The organism is Nocardiopsis endophytica (genome assembly GCF_027706725.1).
Lineage (GTDB): Bacteria > Actinomycetota > Actinomycetes > Streptosporangiales > Streptosporangiaceae > Nocardiopsis_A > Nocardiopsis_A endophytica.
In genome coordinates, this window is record NZ_JAQFWQ010000028.1 from 25,105 (window position 1) to 41,936 (window position 16,832).

At 73.8% G+C, this 16,832-nt stretch carries 19 protein-coding genes; 10 read left to right on the forward strand and 9 right to left on the reverse strand.

What is annotated here, in order from left to right:
* Nucleotides 1-62: 62 nt before the first annotated feature.
* Nucleotides 63-908 carry a helix-turn-helix domain-containing protein gene (locus O4J56_RS12010; protein WP_270685814.1) on the reverse strand — a complete coding sequence of 282 codons (846 nt, stop codon included), beginning with the start codon at nt 906-908 and terminating at the stop codon, nt 63-65.
* A 101-nt stretch (nt 909-1,009) separates the two neighbouring features.
* Between O4J56_RS12010 and O4J56_RS12015 the strand changes: the two genes are divergently transcribed.
* The 5 genes from O4J56_RS12015 (at nt 1,010) to O4J56_RS12035 (ending at nt 6,013) form a co-directional block, all read left to right on the forward strand.
* Nucleotides 1,010-1,645 (forward strand): NADPH-dependent FMN reductase, encoded by a 636-nt coding sequence (locus O4J56_RS12015; RefSeq protein WP_270685815.1) that lies wholly within the window; start codon nt 1,010-1,012, stop codon nt 1,643-1,645.
* A 5-nt stretch (nt 1,646-1,650) separates the two neighbouring features.
* Nucleotides 1,651-2,634: an aldo/keto reductase gene (locus O4J56_RS12020; protein WP_270685850.1), complete on the forward strand. Its 984-nt coding sequence runs from the start codon at nt 1,651-1,653 to the stop codon at nt 2,632-2,634.
* A gap of 87 nt (nt 2,635-2,721) precedes the next feature.
* Complete coding sequence (locus O4J56_RS12025; protein ID WP_270685816.1) at nt 2,722-2,982, forward strand: ribbon-helix-helix protein, CopG family; 261 nt, start codon at nt 2,722-2,724, stop codon at nt 2,980-2,982.
* The gene (locus tag O4J56_RS12030; protein WP_270685817.1) at nt 2,960-3,406 is read left to right on the forward strand and encodes a helix-turn-helix transcriptional regulator; all 447 of its coding nucleotides are present in this window, start codon (nt 2,960-2,962) and stop codon (nt 3,404-3,406) included. Before O4J56_RS12025 ends, O4J56_RS12030 begins: the two co-directional genes overlap by 23 nt.
* Nucleotides 3,407-3,622: 216 nt before the next feature.
* Nucleotides 3,623-6,013 carry an excinuclease ABC subunit UvrA gene (locus O4J56_RS12035; protein WP_270685818.1) on the forward strand — a complete coding sequence of 797 codons (2,391 nt, stop codon included), beginning with the start codon at nt 3,623-3,625 and terminating at the stop codon, nt 6,011-6,013.
* Between the two features lie 91 nt (nt 6,014-6,104).
* Here the strand turns inward: O4J56_RS12035 and O4J56_RS12040 are convergent, their stop codons facing one another.
* From O4J56_RS12040 to O4J56_RS12055, 4 genes are all read right to left on the reverse strand, one after another.
* Nucleotides 6,105-6,896 carry an ABC transporter permease gene (locus O4J56_RS12040; RefSeq protein ID WP_270685819.1) on the reverse strand — a complete coding sequence of 264 codons (792 nt, stop codon included), beginning with the start codon at nt 6,894-6,896 and terminating at the stop codon, nt 6,105-6,107.
* Nucleotides 6,897-6,898: 2 nt separating this feature from the next.
* Nucleotides 6,899-7,888, reverse strand: a complete 990-nt coding sequence (locus tag O4J56_RS12045; RefSeq protein WP_270685820.1) for an ATP-binding cassette domain-containing protein — start codon at nt 7,886-7,888, stop codon at nt 6,899-6,901.
* A 156-nt stretch (nt 7,889-8,044) separates the two neighbouring features.
* On the reverse strand, nt 8,045-8,839 hold the full coding sequence (locus O4J56_RS12050) for a DUF4097 family beta strand repeat-containing protein (protein WP_270685821.1): 795 nt from the start codon (nt 8,837-8,839) through the stop codon (nt 8,045-8,047).
* A gap of 110 nt (nt 8,840-8,949) precedes the next feature.
* Nucleotides 8,950-9,492 (reverse strand): histidine kinase, encoded by a 543-nt coding sequence (locus tag O4J56_RS12055; RefSeq protein ID WP_270685822.1) that lies wholly within the window; start codon nt 9,490-9,492, stop codon nt 8,950-8,952.
* 230 nt (nt 9,493-9,722) lie between these two features.
* Here O4J56_RS12055 and O4J56_RS12060 point away from each other — a divergent pair, with 230 nt between their 5' ends.
* Both O4J56_RS12060 and O4J56_RS12065 read left to right on the forward strand, forming a co-directional pair.
* Nucleotides 9,723-10,517, forward strand: coding sequence for a VOC family protein (locus O4J56_RS12060; protein ID WP_270685823.1), 795 nt, complete (start codon nt 9,723-9,725; stop codon nt 10,515-10,517).
* A gap of 190 nt (nt 10,518-10,707) precedes the next feature.
* Nucleotides 10,708-11,304 (forward strand): DUF1707 and DUF4870 domain-containing protein, encoded by a 597-nt coding sequence (locus tag O4J56_RS12065; protein WP_270685824.1) that lies wholly within the window; start codon nt 10,708-10,710, stop codon nt 11,302-11,304.
* Here the strand turns inward: O4J56_RS12065 and O4J56_RS12070 are convergent.
* Nucleotides 11,291-11,464 (reverse strand): hypothetical protein, encoded by a 174-nt coding sequence (locus O4J56_RS12070; RefSeq protein WP_270685825.1) that lies wholly within the window; start codon nt 11,462-11,464, stop codon nt 11,291-11,293. The two genes, O4J56_RS12065 and O4J56_RS12070, sit on opposite strands and share 14 nt — an antisense overlap.
* Nucleotides 11,465-11,627: 163 nt before the next feature.
* Between O4J56_RS12070 and O4J56_RS12075 the strand changes: the two genes are divergently transcribed.
* Nucleotides 11,628-12,260: a TetR/AcrR family transcriptional regulator gene (locus tag O4J56_RS12075; RefSeq protein ID WP_270685826.1), complete on the forward strand. Its 633-nt coding sequence runs from the start codon at nt 11,628-11,630 to the stop codon at nt 12,258-12,260.
* Here O4J56_RS12075 and O4J56_RS12080 read toward each other — a convergent pair.
* Together O4J56_RS12080 and O4J56_RS12085 are read right to left on the reverse strand one after the other, a co-directional pair.
* The gene (locus O4J56_RS12080; protein ID WP_270685827.1) at nt 12,229-13,461 is read right to left on the reverse strand and encodes an MFS transporter; all 1,233 of its coding nucleotides are present in this window, start codon (nt 13,459-13,461) and stop codon (nt 12,229-12,231) included. The two genes, O4J56_RS12075 and O4J56_RS12080, sit on opposite strands and share 32 nt — an antisense overlap.
* A gap of 446 nt (nt 13,462-13,907) precedes the next feature.
* Nucleotides 13,908-14,468 carry a hypothetical protein gene (locus O4J56_RS12085; protein WP_270685828.1) on the reverse strand — a complete coding sequence of 187 codons (561 nt, stop codon included), beginning with the start codon at nt 14,466-14,468 and terminating at the stop codon, nt 13,908-13,910.
* A gap of 378 nt (nt 14,469-14,846) precedes the next feature.
* On the opposite strand from O4J56_RS12085, the gene O4J56_RS12090 reads away from it, so the two are divergent.
* Nucleotides 14,847-15,371, forward strand: a complete 525-nt coding sequence (locus tag O4J56_RS12090; RefSeq protein ID WP_270685829.1) for a peptidylprolyl isomerase — start codon at nt 14,847-14,849, stop codon at nt 15,369-15,371.
* A 7-nt stretch (nt 15,372-15,378) separates the two neighbouring features.
* Nucleotides 15,379-16,293 carry a rhomboid family intramembrane serine protease gene (locus tag O4J56_RS12095; protein ID WP_270685830.1) on the forward strand — a complete coding sequence of 305 codons (915 nt, stop codon included), beginning with the start codon at nt 15,379-15,381 and terminating at the stop codon, nt 16,291-16,293.
* A 208-nt stretch (nt 16,294-16,501) separates the two neighbouring features.
* Here O4J56_RS12095 and O4J56_RS12100 read toward each other — a convergent pair whose 3' ends face one another.
* A complete protein-coding gene (locus O4J56_RS12100) occupies nt 16,502-16,771 on the reverse strand; it encodes a cell division protein CrgA (RefSeq protein ID WP_270685831.1) in 270 nt (89 codons plus the stop codon).
* Nucleotides 16,772-16,832: the final 61 nt, after the last annotated feature.

The window sequence follows — 16,832 nt, forward strand, 5'->3', positions numbered from 1 at the left end:
CGATGCACTCCCGGAGGGGGCGCGCGTCCACCTGAGAACCCGCCGGACGGCGGGAAGGCCGGTCAGTTCCCCACGGCGCGCAGGGCTCCCGGGCGCAGGCCGGTGAGGCGGTCCAAGGCGGCGGCGGTGGCCGCGTCATCGGGGATGTACGCCAGCAGGTACTGGCCGTCATAGTCGGGCAGGTCAAGGCACTCGAACGCCAGGCGCAGCTCCCCCGCTCCGGGGTGCACCCAGCGGTGCACGCCCCTGCGCGGTGGGAGGGTCGCCGCGTCCCGCCACCGCGAGGCGAACTCGGGGAGCTCCGACAGCTCCTCGACCAGCGGGAGCATGTGCCCGTCGCCCCAGGCCGCCTGGGAGCGCAGCCGGGCGGTCTGCGCGTCGGCCACCCGCTCCCAGTCGGGCAGCGCCGAGCGCGCGCGGGGATCGGCGAACACGAACCGCGTGAGGTTGGGCTCGGGCCCGTCCAAGAGTCCGGACGCCTCCACCAGCCGGGCGAACCCGTTGGTGTGGGCGAGCACGTCGTCCAGGCGGTTGAACACCGCCGCGGGCGAGGGCTCCAGGCGCTCGACCAGTGCCCGGACCGTGGGCCGGACGGTGCGCCGGGGCGGCTCGGCGCTGTGGCACTCGCGGCCGCCGTCGGTCTTGGCGAGCCGGTGCAGGTGCACATAGGCGTCGGGCGTCAGCTGGAGCGCCCCGGCGAGCGCGGTGAGCACCTCCGCGGACGGGTTGCGGTCCCGGCCCTGCTCCAGACGGGTGAGGTATTCGACGCTCACCCCGGCGAGCGTGGCGACCTCGGAGCGGCGCAGGCCGGGGGCGCGGCGGCGCGGCCCCTCGGGCAGTCCGGCCTGGGCCGGGGTGAGGGCATCGCGGCGGGAGCGAAGGAACGCCCCGAGTTCGTTTTCGCCCATGTCGGCAGTCTAGGGACAGCGGCCGCGCTGAGGGTGGCCCCCGTGGGGCCACCCCCGCGGCGGTCTGTTCCCGGCCGCGGCACGGCGCGAGCCTGAAGGGCATGGACACCTTCAACGAGACACCGCTCAGAATCGCCGTCGTCATCGGTTCCACACGCCCGGACCGGCGCGGCGACTTCGTCGGGATCGACCGCAAGGGCGCCGTCGTGGGCCGGTGGGTGCAGGAGAAGGCGCAGGCCCGCGGCGACGCCGAGTACACGCTGGTGGACCTCGCCGAGGTCGGGTTGCCCATGTTCGACGAGCCGCTGCCGCCGGCGGCGGGGCAGTACACCGGGGACCACACCCGGTCCTGGTCGCGGACGGTCGACGGGTTCGACGCCTTCGTCTTCGTCACCCCCGAGTACAACCGGTCGGTTCCGGCGGCGCTGAAGAACGCCGTGGACTACCTGTACACGGAGTGGCACGACAAGGCGGCCGCCTTCGTGGGCTACGGCGCCGTGGGCGGAACGCACGCGGTGGACCACCTGCGGGGGATCCTCTCCGAGGTCCGCGTCGCGCACGTCCAGGCCCAGGTGATGCTGAACCTGTACACCGACTTCGAGGACCTGCAGCACTTCGCCCCGGCCGACCACCAGGAGGAGGCACTGGGCTCGATGATCGACCAGCTCCTCCCCTGGGCGCGGGCGATGCGCTCGGTGCGGGAGAAGGACGCGGTCCACGCGCCGGCGGGGGCGTGAGCGGCATGCGGCACTTCCTCTTCGGCCGCACCGGGCTGCGGGTGTCGGAGCTGTTCCTTGGCGGCACGCCGTTCTTCGCGCGCGGCGACGGCGAGGCTCGGCGGAACCACCGCCGCCTGCTGGACACCTACGCCGAGGCCGGAGGGAACACCATCGACACCGCTTCGGCCTACGGGGACTCCGAGGAGGTCCTGGGGGAACTCCTCCACGGAGACCGGGACCGGTGGGTCCTGGGGACGAAGTTCGGGCTGACCCGGGACCCGGACGACGCCAACGCCGGGGGCACGCATCGCAGGAACCTCGCCCTGTCCCTGGACCGGAGCCTGCGGCGGCTCCGTACCGACCGCATCGACGTGCTGTGGGTCCACCTGTGGGACCGCCACACCCCGATCGAGGAGACGATGCGGGCCCTGGACGACGCGGTCCGGGCCGGAAAGGTGCTGTACACGGGCATCTCCGACTCCCCGGCGTGGGTTGCGGCGCGGGCGGACGCGCTCGCCGAATGGCGCGACCGGACGCCGTTCGCGGGCATCCAGGTGCCCTACAACGTCGCGGCGCGCGGGGTGGAGCGGGACCAGTTGCCCATGGCCGGGCACCTGGGCCTTTCGGCGGCGGGGTGGCGCCCCCCCGCCCGGGGCGTGCTGGCCGGGGCAGGGGGCGGGACGCCGTCGGAGCGCGAGCGGGCGGCCGCCCGGGCGGTGGCCGAGGCGGCCGCCGAGACCGGGGCCGCCCCCGCCCAGGTGGCGATCGCGTGGACGCGGGCGCGGCGGGGGTGGGTGCACCCGATCATCGCCGCCTCGACCCCGGAGGTGCTGAAGGAGAACCTCGGCGCCGCCGGCCTGGAGCTGGATGCGGAGGTGGTGGCGCGGCTGGACGCCGCCGCGGAGCCGGAACCCGGCTACCTGGAGGCGTTCACCTCCGATGCCGGGACCTCCCCGGGGGTCGTCGGCCGGGTCGGCGTCGTGTCCCGGCACGGTGGGGCGGCGTGAGCCCCGAGTGAGCCGATGCCGCCGTCCTGACGGGTGGATCCGCCCATCTGGACGGCGGCGCCCCGGTCGTGGAGAGACCATGTCCTCATGGCGCTGAGGAAGATCACCGTCATGGTCGACGAGGAGGACCTGAGGATCCTCAGGGAGGCCGCCGCCCGGGAGGGGCGTCCCGTGTCGGAGTACTTCCGGGAGGCCGTTCACCTCGCTGCGCTCCGGGCCCGCCGGTGGTCCGGGGAGTGGGACATTCCGGAGCCCGCCTCCGACGCCTCCGGCGGGCGGAACCGGTTCTGTCCCCGTTCCGGGGGCCTGTGCCAGAATCCCTGCTGTGGGCAGCATCGACGCCGATGAACAGCGACTCCGGGAACTCGTCCTCCTCCGCCGTGTCCGGGACCGGATCGACCGGGAGTACGCGCGGCCGCTGGACGTCGAGGCCCTGGCGCGGGGCGTCCACATGTCCGCGGGGCACCTGAGCCGCCGGTTCCGGCAGGCCTACGGCGAGTCCCCCTACGCCTACCTCATGACGCGCCGCATCGAGCGGGCGATGGCGCTCCTGCGCCGCGGCGACATGAGCGTCACCGACGTCTGCTTCGAGGTCGGCTGCTCCTCCCTCGGGACCTTCAGCACCCGCTTCACCGAGCTCGTCGGCATGCCGCCCAGCGTCTACCGGCGCGAGGCGGCCGGGACCGAGGGCATCCCCTCCTGTGTTTCCAAACAGGTGACCAGACCGGTCAGGAATCGAGAAGCTCCGCCGACCCCTCCTCGCCTAGCGTGACCTGCACGGGCACGACGGCCGGGACGGCCACGGCGGTGCGGGCGATCCTTCCGCCGCACTCCGCCCCGGGCTCCCCGGCCCCCGCCGGCGCCGGGCCCCGCTGAGCGGCCCCGCGGCCGTGCCCGCCGCACGCCTGTCAGTGCGCTGTCAGTGCGAGGCGGCACCATGAGGGGTTCACACGACCGCCCCGCCGAAGGAATGACGGATGGAGAGACGATGACCACGGCTCCGAGGACGGACGAGCGGTCGACCGCGCTGCACGTCGCCGACAGCCACGACATGATCCGCGTGCACGGCGCCCGCGAGAACAACCTCAAAGACGTCGGCATCGAGATCCCCAAGCGCCGCCTGACCGTGTTCACCGGCGTCTCCGGGTCCGGCAAGAGCTCCCTGGTGTTCGACACCGTCGCCGCCGAGTCCCAGCGGCTGATCAACGAGACCTACAGCACCTTCGTGCAGGGGTTCATGCCGAACCTGCCCCGTCCCGAGGTCGACCTCCTCGACGGGCTCACCACCGCCATCATCATCGACCAGCAGCCCATGGGCAGCGACCCGCGCTCCACGGTCGGCACCGCCACCGACGCCAACGCCATGCTGCGCATCCTGTTCAGCCGCCTCGGGCAGCCCTACGTCGGGCCGCCCAACGCGTTCTCCTTCAACGTCGCCACCGTCCGGGCGAGCGGCGCCATCACCGTCGACAAGGGCTCCAAGAGCAAGGCCGAGAAGGCCACCTTCACCCGCGTCGGCGGCATGTGCCCCGAGTGCGAGGGGCGGGGCCAGGTCACCGACTTCGACCTGACCCAGCTCTACGACGACTCCAAGTCCCTGGCCGAGGGCGCGCTCACCATCCCGGGCTACACCATGGACGGCTGGTACGGCCGCATCTTCATGGGCTCGGGCTTCCTCGACCCGGACAAGCCCATCCGCGACTACTCCGGCGAGGAGCTGGACGCCCTCCTGCACAAGGAGGCCACCCGGATCAAGGTCGACGGCGTGAACGTCACCTACGAGGGCCTCATCCCCCGGATCCGCAAGTCGTTCCTGTCCAAGGACCGCGAGGCGATGCAGCCGCACATCCGCGCGTTCGTGGACCGGGCGATCACCTTCACCGACTGCCCCGCCTGCGGCGGCACCCGGCTCAGCGAGGCCGCCCGCTCCTCCAAGATCGGCGGGGTGGGCATCGCCGACGCCTGCGCGATGCAGATCAGCGACCTGGCCGCCTGGGTGCGCGGCGTCGACGACCCGTCGGTGGCGCCGCTGGTGGCCAACCTGGCCGACACGCTCGACTCCTTCGTCGAGATCGGCCTGGGCTACCTGTCGCTGAACCGGCCCTCGGGCACGCTCTCCGGCGGCGAGGCGCAGCGGATCAAGATGATCCGGCACCTGGGGTCGTCCCTGACCGACGTCACCTACGTCTTCGACGAGCCCACCATCGGCCTGCACCCGCACGACATCCAGCGGATGAACGACCTGCTGCTGCGGCTGCGCGACAAGGGCAACACGGTGCTGGTCGTGGAGCACAAGCCCGAGCTGATCGCCATCGCCGACCACGTCGTCGACCTGGGCCCCGGGGCCGGGTCGGACGGGGGCACCGTCTGCTTCGAGGGCACGGTCGAGGGGCTGCGCTCCTCCGGCACCACGACCGGCCGCCACCTGGACGACCGGGTCGGGCTCAAGGAGCGGGTGCGCACCCCCTCCGGCGTACTGGAGGTGCGCGGCGCCGATGCGCACAACCTGCGGGGCGTCGACGTGGACGTGCCGCTGGGCGTGCTGGTGGCGGTGACCGGCGTGGCGGGCTCGGGCAAGAGCTCGCTGATCCACGGGTCGGTGGCCGGGCGGGAGGGCGTGGTCTCGGTCGACCAGAGCGCGATCCGCGGGTCCCGGCGCAGCAACCCGGCGACCTACAGCGGCCTGCTGGAGCCGGTCCGCAAGGCCTTCGCCAAGGCCAACGGGGTCAAGCCGGCCCTGTTCAGCGCCAACTCCGAGGGCGCCTGCCCCGAGTGCAAGGGCGCCGGGGTGGTCTACACCGAGCTGGGGGTGATGGCCACCGTCGCCGTGACCTGCGAGGAGTGCGAGGGCAGGCGGTTCCAGGCGGCGGTGCTGGAGTACCGGCTCGGCGGGCGCGACATCAGCGAGGTGCTGGAGATGTCGGTCTCCGAGGCCGAGGCCTTCTTCGGCTCCGGGGAGGCGCGCACCCCTGCGGCCCATAGGATCCTGCGGCGGCTCGACGACACGGGTCTGGGCTACCTGCACCTGGGCCAGCCGCTGACCACCCTGTCCGGCGGCGAGCGGCAGCGGCTGAAGCTGGCCACCCGGATGGGGGAGAAGGGCGGCGTCTACATCCTCGACGAGCCCACGACCGGGCTGCACCTGGCCGACGTCGAACAGCTCCTGGGGCTGCTGGACCGGCTGGTCGACGCGGGCAAGTCGGTGATCGTCATCGAGCACCACCAGGCGGTCATGGCGCACGCCGACTGGATCATCGATCTGGGCCCCGGGGCCGGGCACGACGGCGGGCGGGTCGTCTTCGAGGGCACCCCGGCCGACCTCGTCGCCGCCCGCTCCACGCTGACCGGCGAGCACCTGGCGGACTACGTCAAGGGCTGAGGGCCGGGGCGGACCCGTGCGCACGCGGCGGCGGCCGCCCGGCCCGGGAGGGGGCGGGGCGGCCGCCGCGCTCGTGGAGGCGGCCCGACCGCTACACCGAGGGGTCGCGGTTGTACAGCCGCTTCGCCCACAGGTAGGAGGCCAAGGCGATGGCGGCGCACCAGCCGAGCGCGAGCGGGGCGCTGTCCTGGATCCCCGTGCCCATCAGCAGCCCCCGCAGGGTCTCGATGATCGGCGTGAAGGGCTGGTACTCGGCGAACCACCGCAGCCCCGACGGGAGCGTGTCGGTCGGCACGAACCCGCTGCCCAGGAAGGGCAGGAACATCAGCGGCATGGGCACGTTGCTCGCGTTCTCCACACTCCCGGACGCGATGCCGAGCGCCACCGTCAGCCAGGTCAGCGCGAAGGAGACGACGAGCACCAGCCCGACGGCGGCGAGCCACTCCCCGGGGCCGGCGGAGGGCCGGAACCCGAGCAGCACCGCCACCCCGGTGACGACGGTGACGGCGAACAGCGCCTGGATGAGGCTCCCGACGACGTGCCCGGTCAGCACGGACACCCGGGCGATCGCCATGGTGCGGAAGCGGGCGACGATGCCCTCGGACATGTCCATCGCCACCGAGATGGCGGTGCCCTGCGCGGTGGTCGCCATCGTCATCAGCAGGATGCCGGGGACGATGTAGTCCAGGTAGGCGGCCCGGCCGCCGGAGTCGCCGCCCAGTCCGGTCCCCATGGCGTCGCCGAAGACGTAGACGAACAGCAGCAGCATGAGGATCGGCATCCCGATGAGCATCAGCGTCACGGACGGGTACCGCCACATGTGTTTGACCTGGCGGCGGACCATCGTCGCCGAGTCGCCGAGGGCGTGGGTGAGCGCGGTCATGGCTAGGCCGCCTTTCGCTGGGCGTGGACGGGGGGGTTCTGCGTGCCGGCGCCGTCGCCGGCGCCGTGCCCGGTGAGGGCGAGGAAGACGTCGTCGAGGTCGGGCGTGTGCACCGACAGCTCCTCGACCGCGATGCCCGCGTCGTCGAGGCGGGCCAGCAGCGACCGCAGCCCGGTGACCCCGGTGTCGCCGGGCACCTGGAGGGCCAGGGCCTCGTCGTCGCGGCGGCCGCCGAGGAGGCGGGCGGCGTCGTCGAGGCCGGCCGCGGTGTCGAAGCGCAGCCGCACGTGCCCTCCGGCGACGCGCCGCTTGAGCTCGTCGGCGGTGCCCTCGGCCGCGATGACGCCGCGGTCGAGCACCGCGATCCGGTCGGCCAGCCGGTCCGCCTCCTCCAGGTACTGGGTGGTGAGGAAGACGGTGACCCCGTCGGCGACCAGGCCGCGGATGATGTCCCACAGGCCGCGGCGGCTGCGCGGGTCCAGTCCGGTGGTGGGCTCGTCGAGGAAGAGCAGGCGCGGGTCGCCGACCAGGCTCATGGCCAGGTCGAGGCGGCGGCGCATGCCCCCGGAGTAGGCGGCCGCCGGTTTGCGGGCGGCGTCGGTCAGGTCGAACCGCTCCAGCAGCTCGGCGCCGCGCCTGCGCCCGGCGCGGCGGCCCAGCCGGTGCAGGTCGGCCATCAGGCGCAGGTTCTCCTCGCCGGTGAGCAGGCCGTCGACCGCCGAGTACTGGCCGGTGACGCCGATCCCGGCGCGCACCGCGTCGGGCTCGCGCACGGGGTCGTGGCCGAGGATGCGCATCCGGCCCTCGTCGGCGCCGATGAGCGTGGTGAGGATCTTGACCATGGTGGTCTTTCCGGCGCCGTTCGGGCCCAGAAGCGAATACACGGTCCCGGCGGGGATGTCCAGGTCGATGCCGTCGAGCACGGTCTGGTCGCCGTAGGACTTGCGCAGCCCGGCGGCCGCGACGGCCGTTCGGGCGGGGGATGGTGTCATGTCGGCCTCTCTTCCGTGCGCGGGGCACGATTGATCCGGTGATCCGATGTGTGTCGTGGCGGTGGGGCCGTCGGCCCCGGTGCCGGAGGCGGGAGGGGAGGTGCGTGCCCCGGGGCCCGGCCGTCCCGGCGGTGCGGAGCGGCCGGGGCGCCGGGGTCAGGCGCGGCGGACGACCACGTCGCCGTAGGCGGACCTGGCGTACACCTCGACCGTCTCCTCCGAGGCCTCCGGGCCTTCGGCGGCGTCCAGGGAGGTGTGCACGGTGCCGTGCTTGGAGTCGACGTCCAGCCAGGCGGCGGTGCCCTCGCGGATGCCGACCTCCACCTCCCCGTAGTTGGCCTGGAGGTTCACCGCCCCGCGGACGACCTCGCCGACCCGGATGACGCCGTAGGGCGTGCGGGCCTCGACCGAGTCCAGCGCGCGCTCGGCGCTGAGGTCGCCGTGGGAGGTGGCCATGCGGAGCGGTCCGGTGACCGTCCCGAGGGTGATCGAGCCGTTGGTGCTCTTGACCGTCGCCGACCCGTCGACCGTCTGGGCGCGGATCCAGCCGTTGGAGGTCGTGAGCTCGGAGGTCCCGGTCGCGCGGTCGACGGCGATGTTGCTGGAGTTGGCCGTGATCCGGGTCGAGCCCACGTGCCCCTCGCACCGGATGTTGCCGTACCCGGAGGCGGCGACGATGTGCGACTCGGCGGGCAGCTCGACGGTCACGTCGACCATGCCCTTCTGGAGCATGCGGCCCACGGCCGAGGCCTTCTGCGAGGCGACCGTGAGGCGGCCGTTGCCGTAGTCGACCTGGACGCGCTCGGCGGCGCGGACGTCGGCGTCCTTGCCCGGGTCGCGGGGGCGGACCTCGACGACGGTGTCGGTGCGGTCGGTGGCGTTGACCAGGACGCCTCCGGCGACGATGTCGATGTCGGCGGTGATCGGCTCGGGCGTGGCGAATTCGGGCATGACAGTCTCCCCGTCTGGCGGTGGTGGGCGCCTTCGCTGGCCGAAGGCGTGCGGTGGGTTCGGTTGTCGGTGCCCGGCGGCGCCGGGCGGGGGCGGGCCGACCGGCCGGGTCAGCGGACCCAGCCGGTGTAGCCGCGGCCCACCCGGCGGCCGGCGTTGCGGTCGGTGCCCCGGGCGCCCGGGTCGAGGGCGGCGCCGACGGCGCGGACCAGCCAGGCGTTGACCGAGAGGCCTTCGAGGCGGGCGGCCTCCTCGACCCGCGGCTTGAGGCGGTCGGGCAGGCGCAGGGTGATGCGCGAGGTGCCGCCGTCGTCGGCCTCCGGCGGCGGCGCGGCGGCGGGCTCGGGGGTGACGTCACCGTGGTGTCGCGGTGCCGCCGGGGCGGCGTCGCCCGTGGGGGCAGGGTCGGAGGGGGGCGGCGTCACGATGAAGTCGGCCTGCCCGCCGCGCAGCCGCACCTCGACCGAGCCGGGGGCGACGTCGCGGGTGATCTCGTCGGCGGCCGAGGACAGGGCGTCCAGCAGGGCCAGGCGTGCGGCCGGGTCCAGGGCCGCGCTCAGGCGCTCGGCGATCACCCGGGTGTCCTCGCCCCCGGCTTCGGCGGCCGCCAGGAGCTGGCGGCGGAGGTCGTCGACATACGGCGTCAAATCCATGCCACCACTATGACGTCACGAGTGACGTCATGTCAAGCACCGGAGTGGCGTCATATGGGGGTCGGCGTGACGCACCCCTGGTCGCGCGGGTGCGGACGGCCCATGTACCAGGGGTTCGGCGGCCGGTCGCCGGGCTTTGCCGTCCGTAGAGCGAGATTGTCGGTGGCGGGGGTCACACTCGAAGAGTCCGGAATCACCGGTCACCGATCCGACGGCGAAGGAAACACGCCATGATCACCACCGACTTCCTGACCGGATCCCCGTGCTGGGTCGACCTCGGGGCGCCCGACACGGACGCCGCCGCCCGCTTCTACCGGTCGGTCCTCGGCTGGGAGGCCGAGTCGGCCGGCCCCGACGCCGGCGGCTACACGTTCTTCAAGTCCGGCGGCCGGACCATCGGCGCGGTCGGCCCGCTCGGCGAGGACGACGGCCGTCCCGCCTGGATGGTCTACTACTCGGTGCCCGACGCCGAGGCGACCGCGGCGGCGGTCGAGAAGGCGGGCGGCACGGTCCGGGCCGCTCCCATGGAGGTCATGGGCTTCGGCGCGATGGCGCAGTTCAGCGACCCCCAGGGCGGGATGTTCGCGGTGTGGCAGCCCAAGTCCTTCCCGGGCTTCGAGGCGGCCGACACCCACGGCGCCCTCAACTGGGCCGAGCTGTGGACCACCGACGCGGCCGGTGCGCGGGCCTTCTACGACCAGGTCTTCGGTTGGTCCTTCGAGGACACCGAGCTGCCCGGCGGCGGAGGCACCTACACGCTGCTCACCCCGGCCGGCGCCGGGCCCGAGCGGATGCACGGCGGCATGATGGAGATGCCCGCCGAGAACCTGCCGCTCACCGGGGGCGACGCCGACTGGCACCCGGTGTTCCAGGTCGACGACTGCGCCGCCGCGACGTCGGCGGTCGAGCCCGCCGGGGGGAGCGTGCTGATGGGGCCCGACGACGCCCCCGGCGTGGGCCGCCTGTCCGTGTGCACCGACGCGGCCGGGGCCGACTTCGTCCTGCTGGAGCCCGCGCCCGCGTGAGGCGTGCCCGGCGTGGCGGGGGGCGGTGTCCGTGGATACTCTGAAGGACGGGACCGCCTCCCGTCCCCCGTTCGGGGCCGTGGGCCCCGGCCGCTTCAGGGTCGTCTCAGGGCCATCCCCGATGCGGCCCGCGATCCGGCGCGGGCAGGATGGAAGGGCAGGGGCGGTCCGGCGAGCGGATGGAGTGAACGTGGCCGTGCATGATCCGATCCCGCGTCCGGGCCAGGTCCCCCAGGTCCGGCTCACCCACGCCGACCGCGACCAGGCGGCCGAGCGCCTGCAGGAGGCCTACGCCGACGGCCGCCTGGACGAGGAGGAGCTCGACGAGCGCCTCTCCGTGGCGATGAAGGCCAAGTTCCCCGCGGATCTGGAGCCGCTCTTCCGCGATCTGGCGGTGCCCGGCTCCTCCGCAGCGGCGGCGCCGCACATGCCGCAGGCGCCCGCGGCCCCCGAGGCCCCGCCCTCCGGAGAGGACAAGGTCTGGGCGGGTGCCGCGCACGCGTCCGGGTACCTGATGCTCCCCGTCGGGCCGCTGCTGGTCCTGCTGCTGCGCGGGAACACCTCGCCCTTCGTGCGCCGCCACGCGATGGAGGCGCTGAACTACCAGCTCACCGTGGTGGTCGGGTCGATCATCGGGTTCGGGCTGTTCTTCCTGGTGATCCCCGCGCTCGCGGCCACGCTGATGCTGATGGGGTGGCTCTTCCTCCCGGCGGTCGCCGGGCTGGTGGCGCTGATGGGCGGCCGGTGGAGGTACCCGCTCACCTGGCGCCCGGTCAAGGACGGCTGACCCGGGAGCCCCACGGACCGGCCAGATGGGCCGGGGCGCGGCGTGCCGGGGGCGCCGGCGCGTCGGCGGAGTGCAGGAGCGCCAGGCCGCGGTCGAGGTCGCGGTGGAACCGGACGAATGCGGCGGCCAGGCGCCGGAGGGGGCGGGCGAGCGGATCCATCGCGGTCTCCCTTGCGGATCGGTGTCCATCGAAATAGACAGACTTGTCTGTACACGAATGATGAATAGACGGGTCTGTATAGTCAAGGGGCGGTCCCGGAACGGTGCCGAACGGGGCGGATGGGCCGCCTGGGCCGGACGGGGACGGACGAGGGGGACGGCCGATGAGTGTGCACGCGCCGACGGCGGAGGCGGCCGAGGACGCGGCCGATGAGCGGCGGGCGCAGAGCCCGGCGGCGCAACGGATCCTGGACACGGCCTCCGAACTGTTCTACGAGCACGGGATCGGTGCCACCGGCGTCGACACCGTCATCGCCCGGTCGGGCGTGGCGAAGATGACCCTGTACAAGCACTACGGCTCCAAGGACGAACTCGTAGCGGCCTACCTGCGTAGGCGCGACCGCCGGTGGCGGGAGCGCCTCACCGCTGCCGTCGAGGACCGGACCGGCCCGAACGAGCGGATCGCGGCAGTGCTCGACACCCTCGATGCCTGGCTGGAGGGCGAGGTCGAGGCGTACCGCGGGTGCGCCTTCGTCAACGCCGCCGCGGAGCTGCCCGACCCCGGGCACCCGGGGCGGGCCGTCATCGCCGACCACAAGCGGTGGATGCGCTCCTACCTGGGCGACCTGTCGGCCGACCTCGGTGTGAGCGACGCCGGGGCCCTCGCCGAGCAGCTCTTCACCGTGTTCGAGGGGGCGACCGTCGCCGCCGTCGTGGACGGCCGCGCCCGGGCGATGGGGGCGGCGCGCGGCGCGGCGGAGGCGCTCATCGCCGCGCACCGGCCCGCGGACGGATGAGGGCGCCGAGTGCGGCGGCGACGGCCGCGAGCGCGAACGCGGCGGTGAGCGACCACGTGTCGGCGGCCAGCCCGGCCAGCGGCGCCCCGGCGGTCTGACCGGCGGCGATCATCAAGAAGGCCGCCCCCACCCCGAACGAGGGGGCGTCCGGGTACAGGCGGGTGCCCCACAGGAGCAGCAGCCCGGTGAGCGCGGTGTACACGGCGCCGAACAGGGCGGCCGCGGCGAACGCGGCCGGGGCGGCCGCCGCGGGGGCGAGAACGGGGGCCAGCGCCGGCGCGGCGGTGGCGGCGGCGAGGGCGGGCATGGCCAGGGCCCACGCACGCCGGAGGCCCACCCGGGAGGCGAGCTCGCCGGTGAACGCCCCGAGGGTCCCGGCCGCACCCAGGACGATCCACATGGCGACCGAGGCGGTGGGCCCCAGCCCGGCCTCGGCCACGGCGAGCTCGCGTCCGAAGGTCCACACGGCCGACGCGGCCCCGCCCATGGCGGCTGCGGCGGTGAGCATGCGGCCGGCCCCTGGGCGCAGGAGCGGTGCGGGCAGCAGGCCCGCGAGGACCGACCGAGTCCCTCCCGCCCCGGCGGGTCCCCCGGGCCGCGTGGGCCCCGGCGGAACCGTTCGAGCGGCCCACAGTGTGGCGGCCAGGGCCAGCACGGCGAAGGCGAGCCAGGCCGGGCGCCACTGGGCGCCGACGAGCAGGGCGACCGGCCCCGACACGGCCACGCCGACCCCCGTTCCGGCGTTGACGACGTTCTGCACGCGGTCCCTGAGGGAGGGGGAGACCCGGTGGGCGACGGCCTCGGCCAGGGGCGGGGAGGCGAGACCGGTGCTCGCGCCCCCGATGAGGAAGCCGAGGGCGAGGATGGAGGGCGAGGGGGCGACCGCGACCAGGGTGGTGCCCGTGGTGGCCAGGGCCCCGGCGGCGACGGCGACCCGGCGCGGGGCGAAACGGCCTGACAGGAGCATGGAGGCGGCGATCGCGGCGCAGTAGGCGGCATAACTCCCGGAGGCGATGAGCCCGGCCGCCGCGGCCCCGAGCCCGAACTCCTCCCGGAAGGCGGGCACGAAGAGGCCGTAGGCGAAGCGGGCGATGCCGTAGGTGACGGCGATGAGCGCCATTCCGGACGCGGCGAGCCGAAGGGACCCGATGGGCGGAGCCCCGCTCGTGGCGGACGGGGCGGTGGTGGGTGCGGTCGTCATGGGAGGAGTATAGACAGACAGGTCTGTCTACTGTGAAGGGCCGACGAGAGAGTCCCGGATCACGCCGACGGCGGGAGGCAGGGGGAGGGGGTGCACCGGGCCGACGGGCGGCGCATACCGGGCATGGCGGGCGGATATGCGAAGTGGGGTATCCGGTGTGGTGAAAGGATCGCCTCAGAGGTGATCAGGTGGTGGAACCGCCACTCCGTATGGCCCTGGCCGCCCGAGGCGCCCACCCGGACCGCGAGTGACCCGGCACTGGCGGGCAGGGCCGGGGAATCGCCCCTTTCACTCCGTCGCCGCCCACCGCGGCGACCACCCGCGCGCCGGACGGCGCTGCCGCATGGGCCGATGGCCCGGGCTTCGTCGGCGCCGTCCCGACATGACGGGGGCCGCCGCACGCTACCGGTGCGGCGGCCCCCGTCGGCCCGGACCCACGGCCCGTCCTACTTCTTCGCGGCGCCGTCGGCCTCGGGGCCGGCGCCGACGCCCGCGACCTCCCCGGTCTTGGCCTTGGCGGCCTCCTTGGCCTCGCGGGCCTTGGACTGGAGCTGCTCGCGGGTCTCGCGGACCTGCTCGCGGGCCTGGTCCAGGTTCTCCTGCCACTCGGCGTCCTGGGCGGCCTTGCGCAGCCGGATGGCGCCGTACACCGCGGCGGCGCCGAGCGCGGCCACCCCCGCGAACACCACGGCCTTGGGCACGCGGCGGCCGCTGTGGCGGGCCGCGATCAGCCCGCGGCGGGTCCGGTTCGGCTCCACCCGCTGGGCGGCGGTCGTGAGCAGGTCGGCCACGCGCGGGGCGACGGTGTCCTCGACCCGCAGTGCGGCGGACTCCAGGCGCGGCGCGGTCCACCCGCGGGCGCGCAGCAGGCCGCGTTCGGCACCCGCCCTCGCCTGGTCGGCGTAGGGGCCCAGACGCTCCCTCTGCTCCCGGGCGAGCTCCTGAAGACGCGCCATCGCCGCCTCCGCGTCCACCTCCGCCTTGCGACGCTTCATCTGGATGGCCACGGTGAACTCCCTTTCTCCGAAGGATGTGGACAACCCCCTGCCCGCTCGCACCGGTTTCCATGCGCCCGGGCGGGGTCTTGCCGCTCACACCGGCGATCACCCCTTCGCCGGGATGAGGGCTGAGCGGGCGTTATACGCGCGTTATATCAACATAGGTGTCCTAAGGCCGACACCGGGTGTTCAACACGCATTCCGCTCCCTCCGCTCCCTCCTCTGACGTCGCAGGTCGCCCGGGCGTTCCGCGCCGGGGCGGCAGCCCGGGCGGCGCGGCGGGCAGGGGGCGGCGGCCGCGCGGGGCCCATGGGCGAAGGCTTCGGGACGCCCGCCCTGGGCCCGGTACGGTGGGGGCGTAAGCAACGGCAATGGAAAGGGACGCGGGTGACCGACGTCAACGGCCGGCCCAAGGCGCGGCTGAACACCAACAAGGGGACGATCGTCGTCACGCTCTTCGCGGACGAGGCCCCGGAGACGGTCGAGAACTTCATCGGGCTCGCCGAGGGCACCAAGCAGTGGGTCGACCCCACCACGGGCAGGCCCAGCAACGGCAGGCTCTACGACGGCACCATCTTCCACCGGGTCATCGAGAACTTCATGATCCAGGGCGGCGACCCGCTGGGCAACGGCCGTGGCGGCCCCGGGTACAAGTTCAAGGACGAGTTCCGCGACGACCTGAAGTTCGACCGCCCCTACCTGCTGGCGATGGCCAACGCAGGGCCGAACACCAACGGCTCGCAGTTCTTCATCACCGTGGGAACCCCGGACTGGCTGAACGGTCGGCACACCATCTTCGGCGAGGTCGCCGAGGGCGCCGAGATCGTCCAGGCCATCTCCGAGGTCGCCACCAACCCGCAGGACCGCCCGCTGGAGGACGTCACGATCGAGTCCGTCCAGATCGAGCGCTAGGCCCGCAATGGCCGCACACCCCACCCCTTCCTCCGGGCCGGGCGCGGCTCCGGTGTGCTACCGGCACCCGGACCGCCCGGCCCGCATCACCTGTACCCGCTGCGAGCGGCGCATCTGCCCGGACTGCATGAACGACGCCTCGGTGGGCCACCAGTGCCCCGAGTGCGTGGCGGAGGCGAACCGCAGGGTACGCGCCCCGCGCACGGTCTTCGGCGGGCGCCCGACCACGGCCCCGTACGCCACCTGGACGTTCCTCGGGCTGATGGCGGCCGGGTACCTCCTGCAGACGGTGGACTGGAGCATCACCGGCGCGTTCGGGATGAACGCGCTCGCCGCGGTCTTCGGCGGCGAGTGGTACCGGATGATCACCGCCGCCTTCCTGCACGGCGGGGTCATGCACCTGGCCTTCAACGCGTTCGCGCTCTTCGTGGTCGGGCGCCAGCTGGAGGCCTGGCTGGGGCACGTGCGGTACGCGGCCCTGTGGCTGCTCAGCGCCCTCGGCGGCTCGGCGGTCACCGTGCTGGTGACCGCGGTGACGGGGCTGGCGACCGGCACCCTGGTACCGCAGCTGTCGGTGGGCGCCTCGGGCGCGGTGTTCGGGCTCTTCGGCGCGGTGCTGGTGCTGGGCCGGCGGCTCGGCCTGGACACCCGGTTCGTGCTGCTCCTCCTGGCGGTGAACCTGGTGATCACGTTCCTGCCGGGGCTGAACATCGCCTGGACCGCCCACGTGGGCGGGCTGCTGACCGGCCTGGCGCTGGGCGCCGGGTTCGGCTACCTGCCCCGGGGCGGCCAAGGGCGGCCGGGGAGCGGCTCCGGACCGGGGGCGGTCCACCTGCTGGTCGCCGCCGGCTGGGCGCTGCTCATCGCGGCCGTGGCGGTCGCGAGCGCGGTGGCGCTGATCGGCGCGTTCGGGGCCGCCTGAGCGGACCGGAACGGTGAGGGGCGGGACGCGGGTCCCGCCCCTTCGCCGTGTGGGGGGCGGACCGGCGGGCGGGCACACCCCGGGGCCCGCAGCGCCGCCGCCGCGAGTCGAACACACCTACCCACAGCCTGTGGACAACCATGTGGACAGAACCGTGCCGGGTTGTGGACAAACGTCCGATTCCCCCCAGTGAGCAGGGGAAACGGGGTCAATGCCAGCGTGTGGACAAGATGACGCAGATGATGATCCCGCCGAAGCCGATGGCCAGGTTCCAGTTGCCCAGATCGGCCATGAACGGGATCTTCCCGTCCACGCCGGCGATGTAGTAGGTGGCGATCCACAGCACGCCGGCGATGCCGAACGTGAGCATGGTCGGCACCAGCCAGCGGGGGCTGATCTTGGGCTTTACCGCCTCCGCGGGAGGCGTGTAGACGGCCTTCTTGGCCTTACTCTTGCGATCGTTGCGGGACTTGGGCACGGTCGCTGCTCCAATTACCAATCGGCCGGAACGGGCGCGTTGCGGGGTCCAGTGTACGCCC

Coding starts and splice junctions, on each gene's coding strand:
- O4J56_RS12010 (WP_270685814.1), bottom strand. CDS start 908: ATGGGCGAAAACGAACTCGGGGCGTTCCTTCGCTCCCGCCGCGATGCC.
- O4J56_RS12015 (WP_270685815.1), top strand. CDS start 1,010: ATGGACACCTTCAACGAGACACCGCTCAGAATCGCCGTCGTCATCGGT.
- O4J56_RS12020 (WP_270685850.1), top strand. CDS start 1,651: ATGCGGCACTTCCTCTTCGGCCGCACCGGGCTGCGGGTGTCGGAGCTG.
- O4J56_RS12025 (WP_270685816.1), top strand. CDS start 2,722: ATGGCGCTGAGGAAGATCACCGTCATGGTCGACGAGGAGGACCTGAGG.
- O4J56_RS12035 (WP_270685818.1), top strand. CDS start 3,623: ATGACCACGGCTCCGAGGACGGACGAGCGGTCGACCGCGCTGCACGTC.
- O4J56_RS12040 (WP_270685819.1), bottom strand. CDS start 6,896: ATGACCGCGCTCACCCACGCCCTCGGCGACTCGGCGACGATGGTCCGC.
- O4J56_RS12045 (WP_270685820.1), bottom strand. CDS start 7,888: ATGACACCATCCCCCGCCCGAACGGCCGTCGCGGCCGCCGGGCTGCGC.
- O4J56_RS12050 (WP_270685821.1), bottom strand. CDS start 8,839: ATGCCCGAATTCGCCACGCCCGAGCCGATCACCGCCGACATCGACATC.
- O4J56_RS12055 (WP_270685822.1), bottom strand. CDS start 9,492: ATGGATTTGACGCCGTATGTCGACGACCTCCGCCGCCAGCTCCTGGCG.
- O4J56_RS12060 (WP_270685823.1), top strand. CDS start 9,723: ATGATCACCACCGACTTCCTGACCGGATCCCCGTGCTGGGTCGACCTC.
- O4J56_RS12070 (WP_270685825.1), bottom strand. CDS start 11,464: ATGGATCCGCTCGCCCGCCCCCTCCGGCGCCTGGCCGCCGCATTCGTC.
- O4J56_RS12075 (WP_270685826.1), top strand. CDS start 11,628: ATGAGTGTGCACGCGCCGACGGCGGAGGCGGCCGAGGACGCGGCCGAT.
- O4J56_RS12080 (WP_270685827.1), bottom strand. CDS start 13,461: ATGACGACCGCACCCACCACCGCCCCGTCCGCCACGAGCGGGGCTCCG.
- O4J56_RS12095 (WP_270685830.1), top strand. CDS start 15,379: ATGGCCGCACACCCCACCCCTTCCTCCGGGCCGGGCGCGGCTCCGGTG.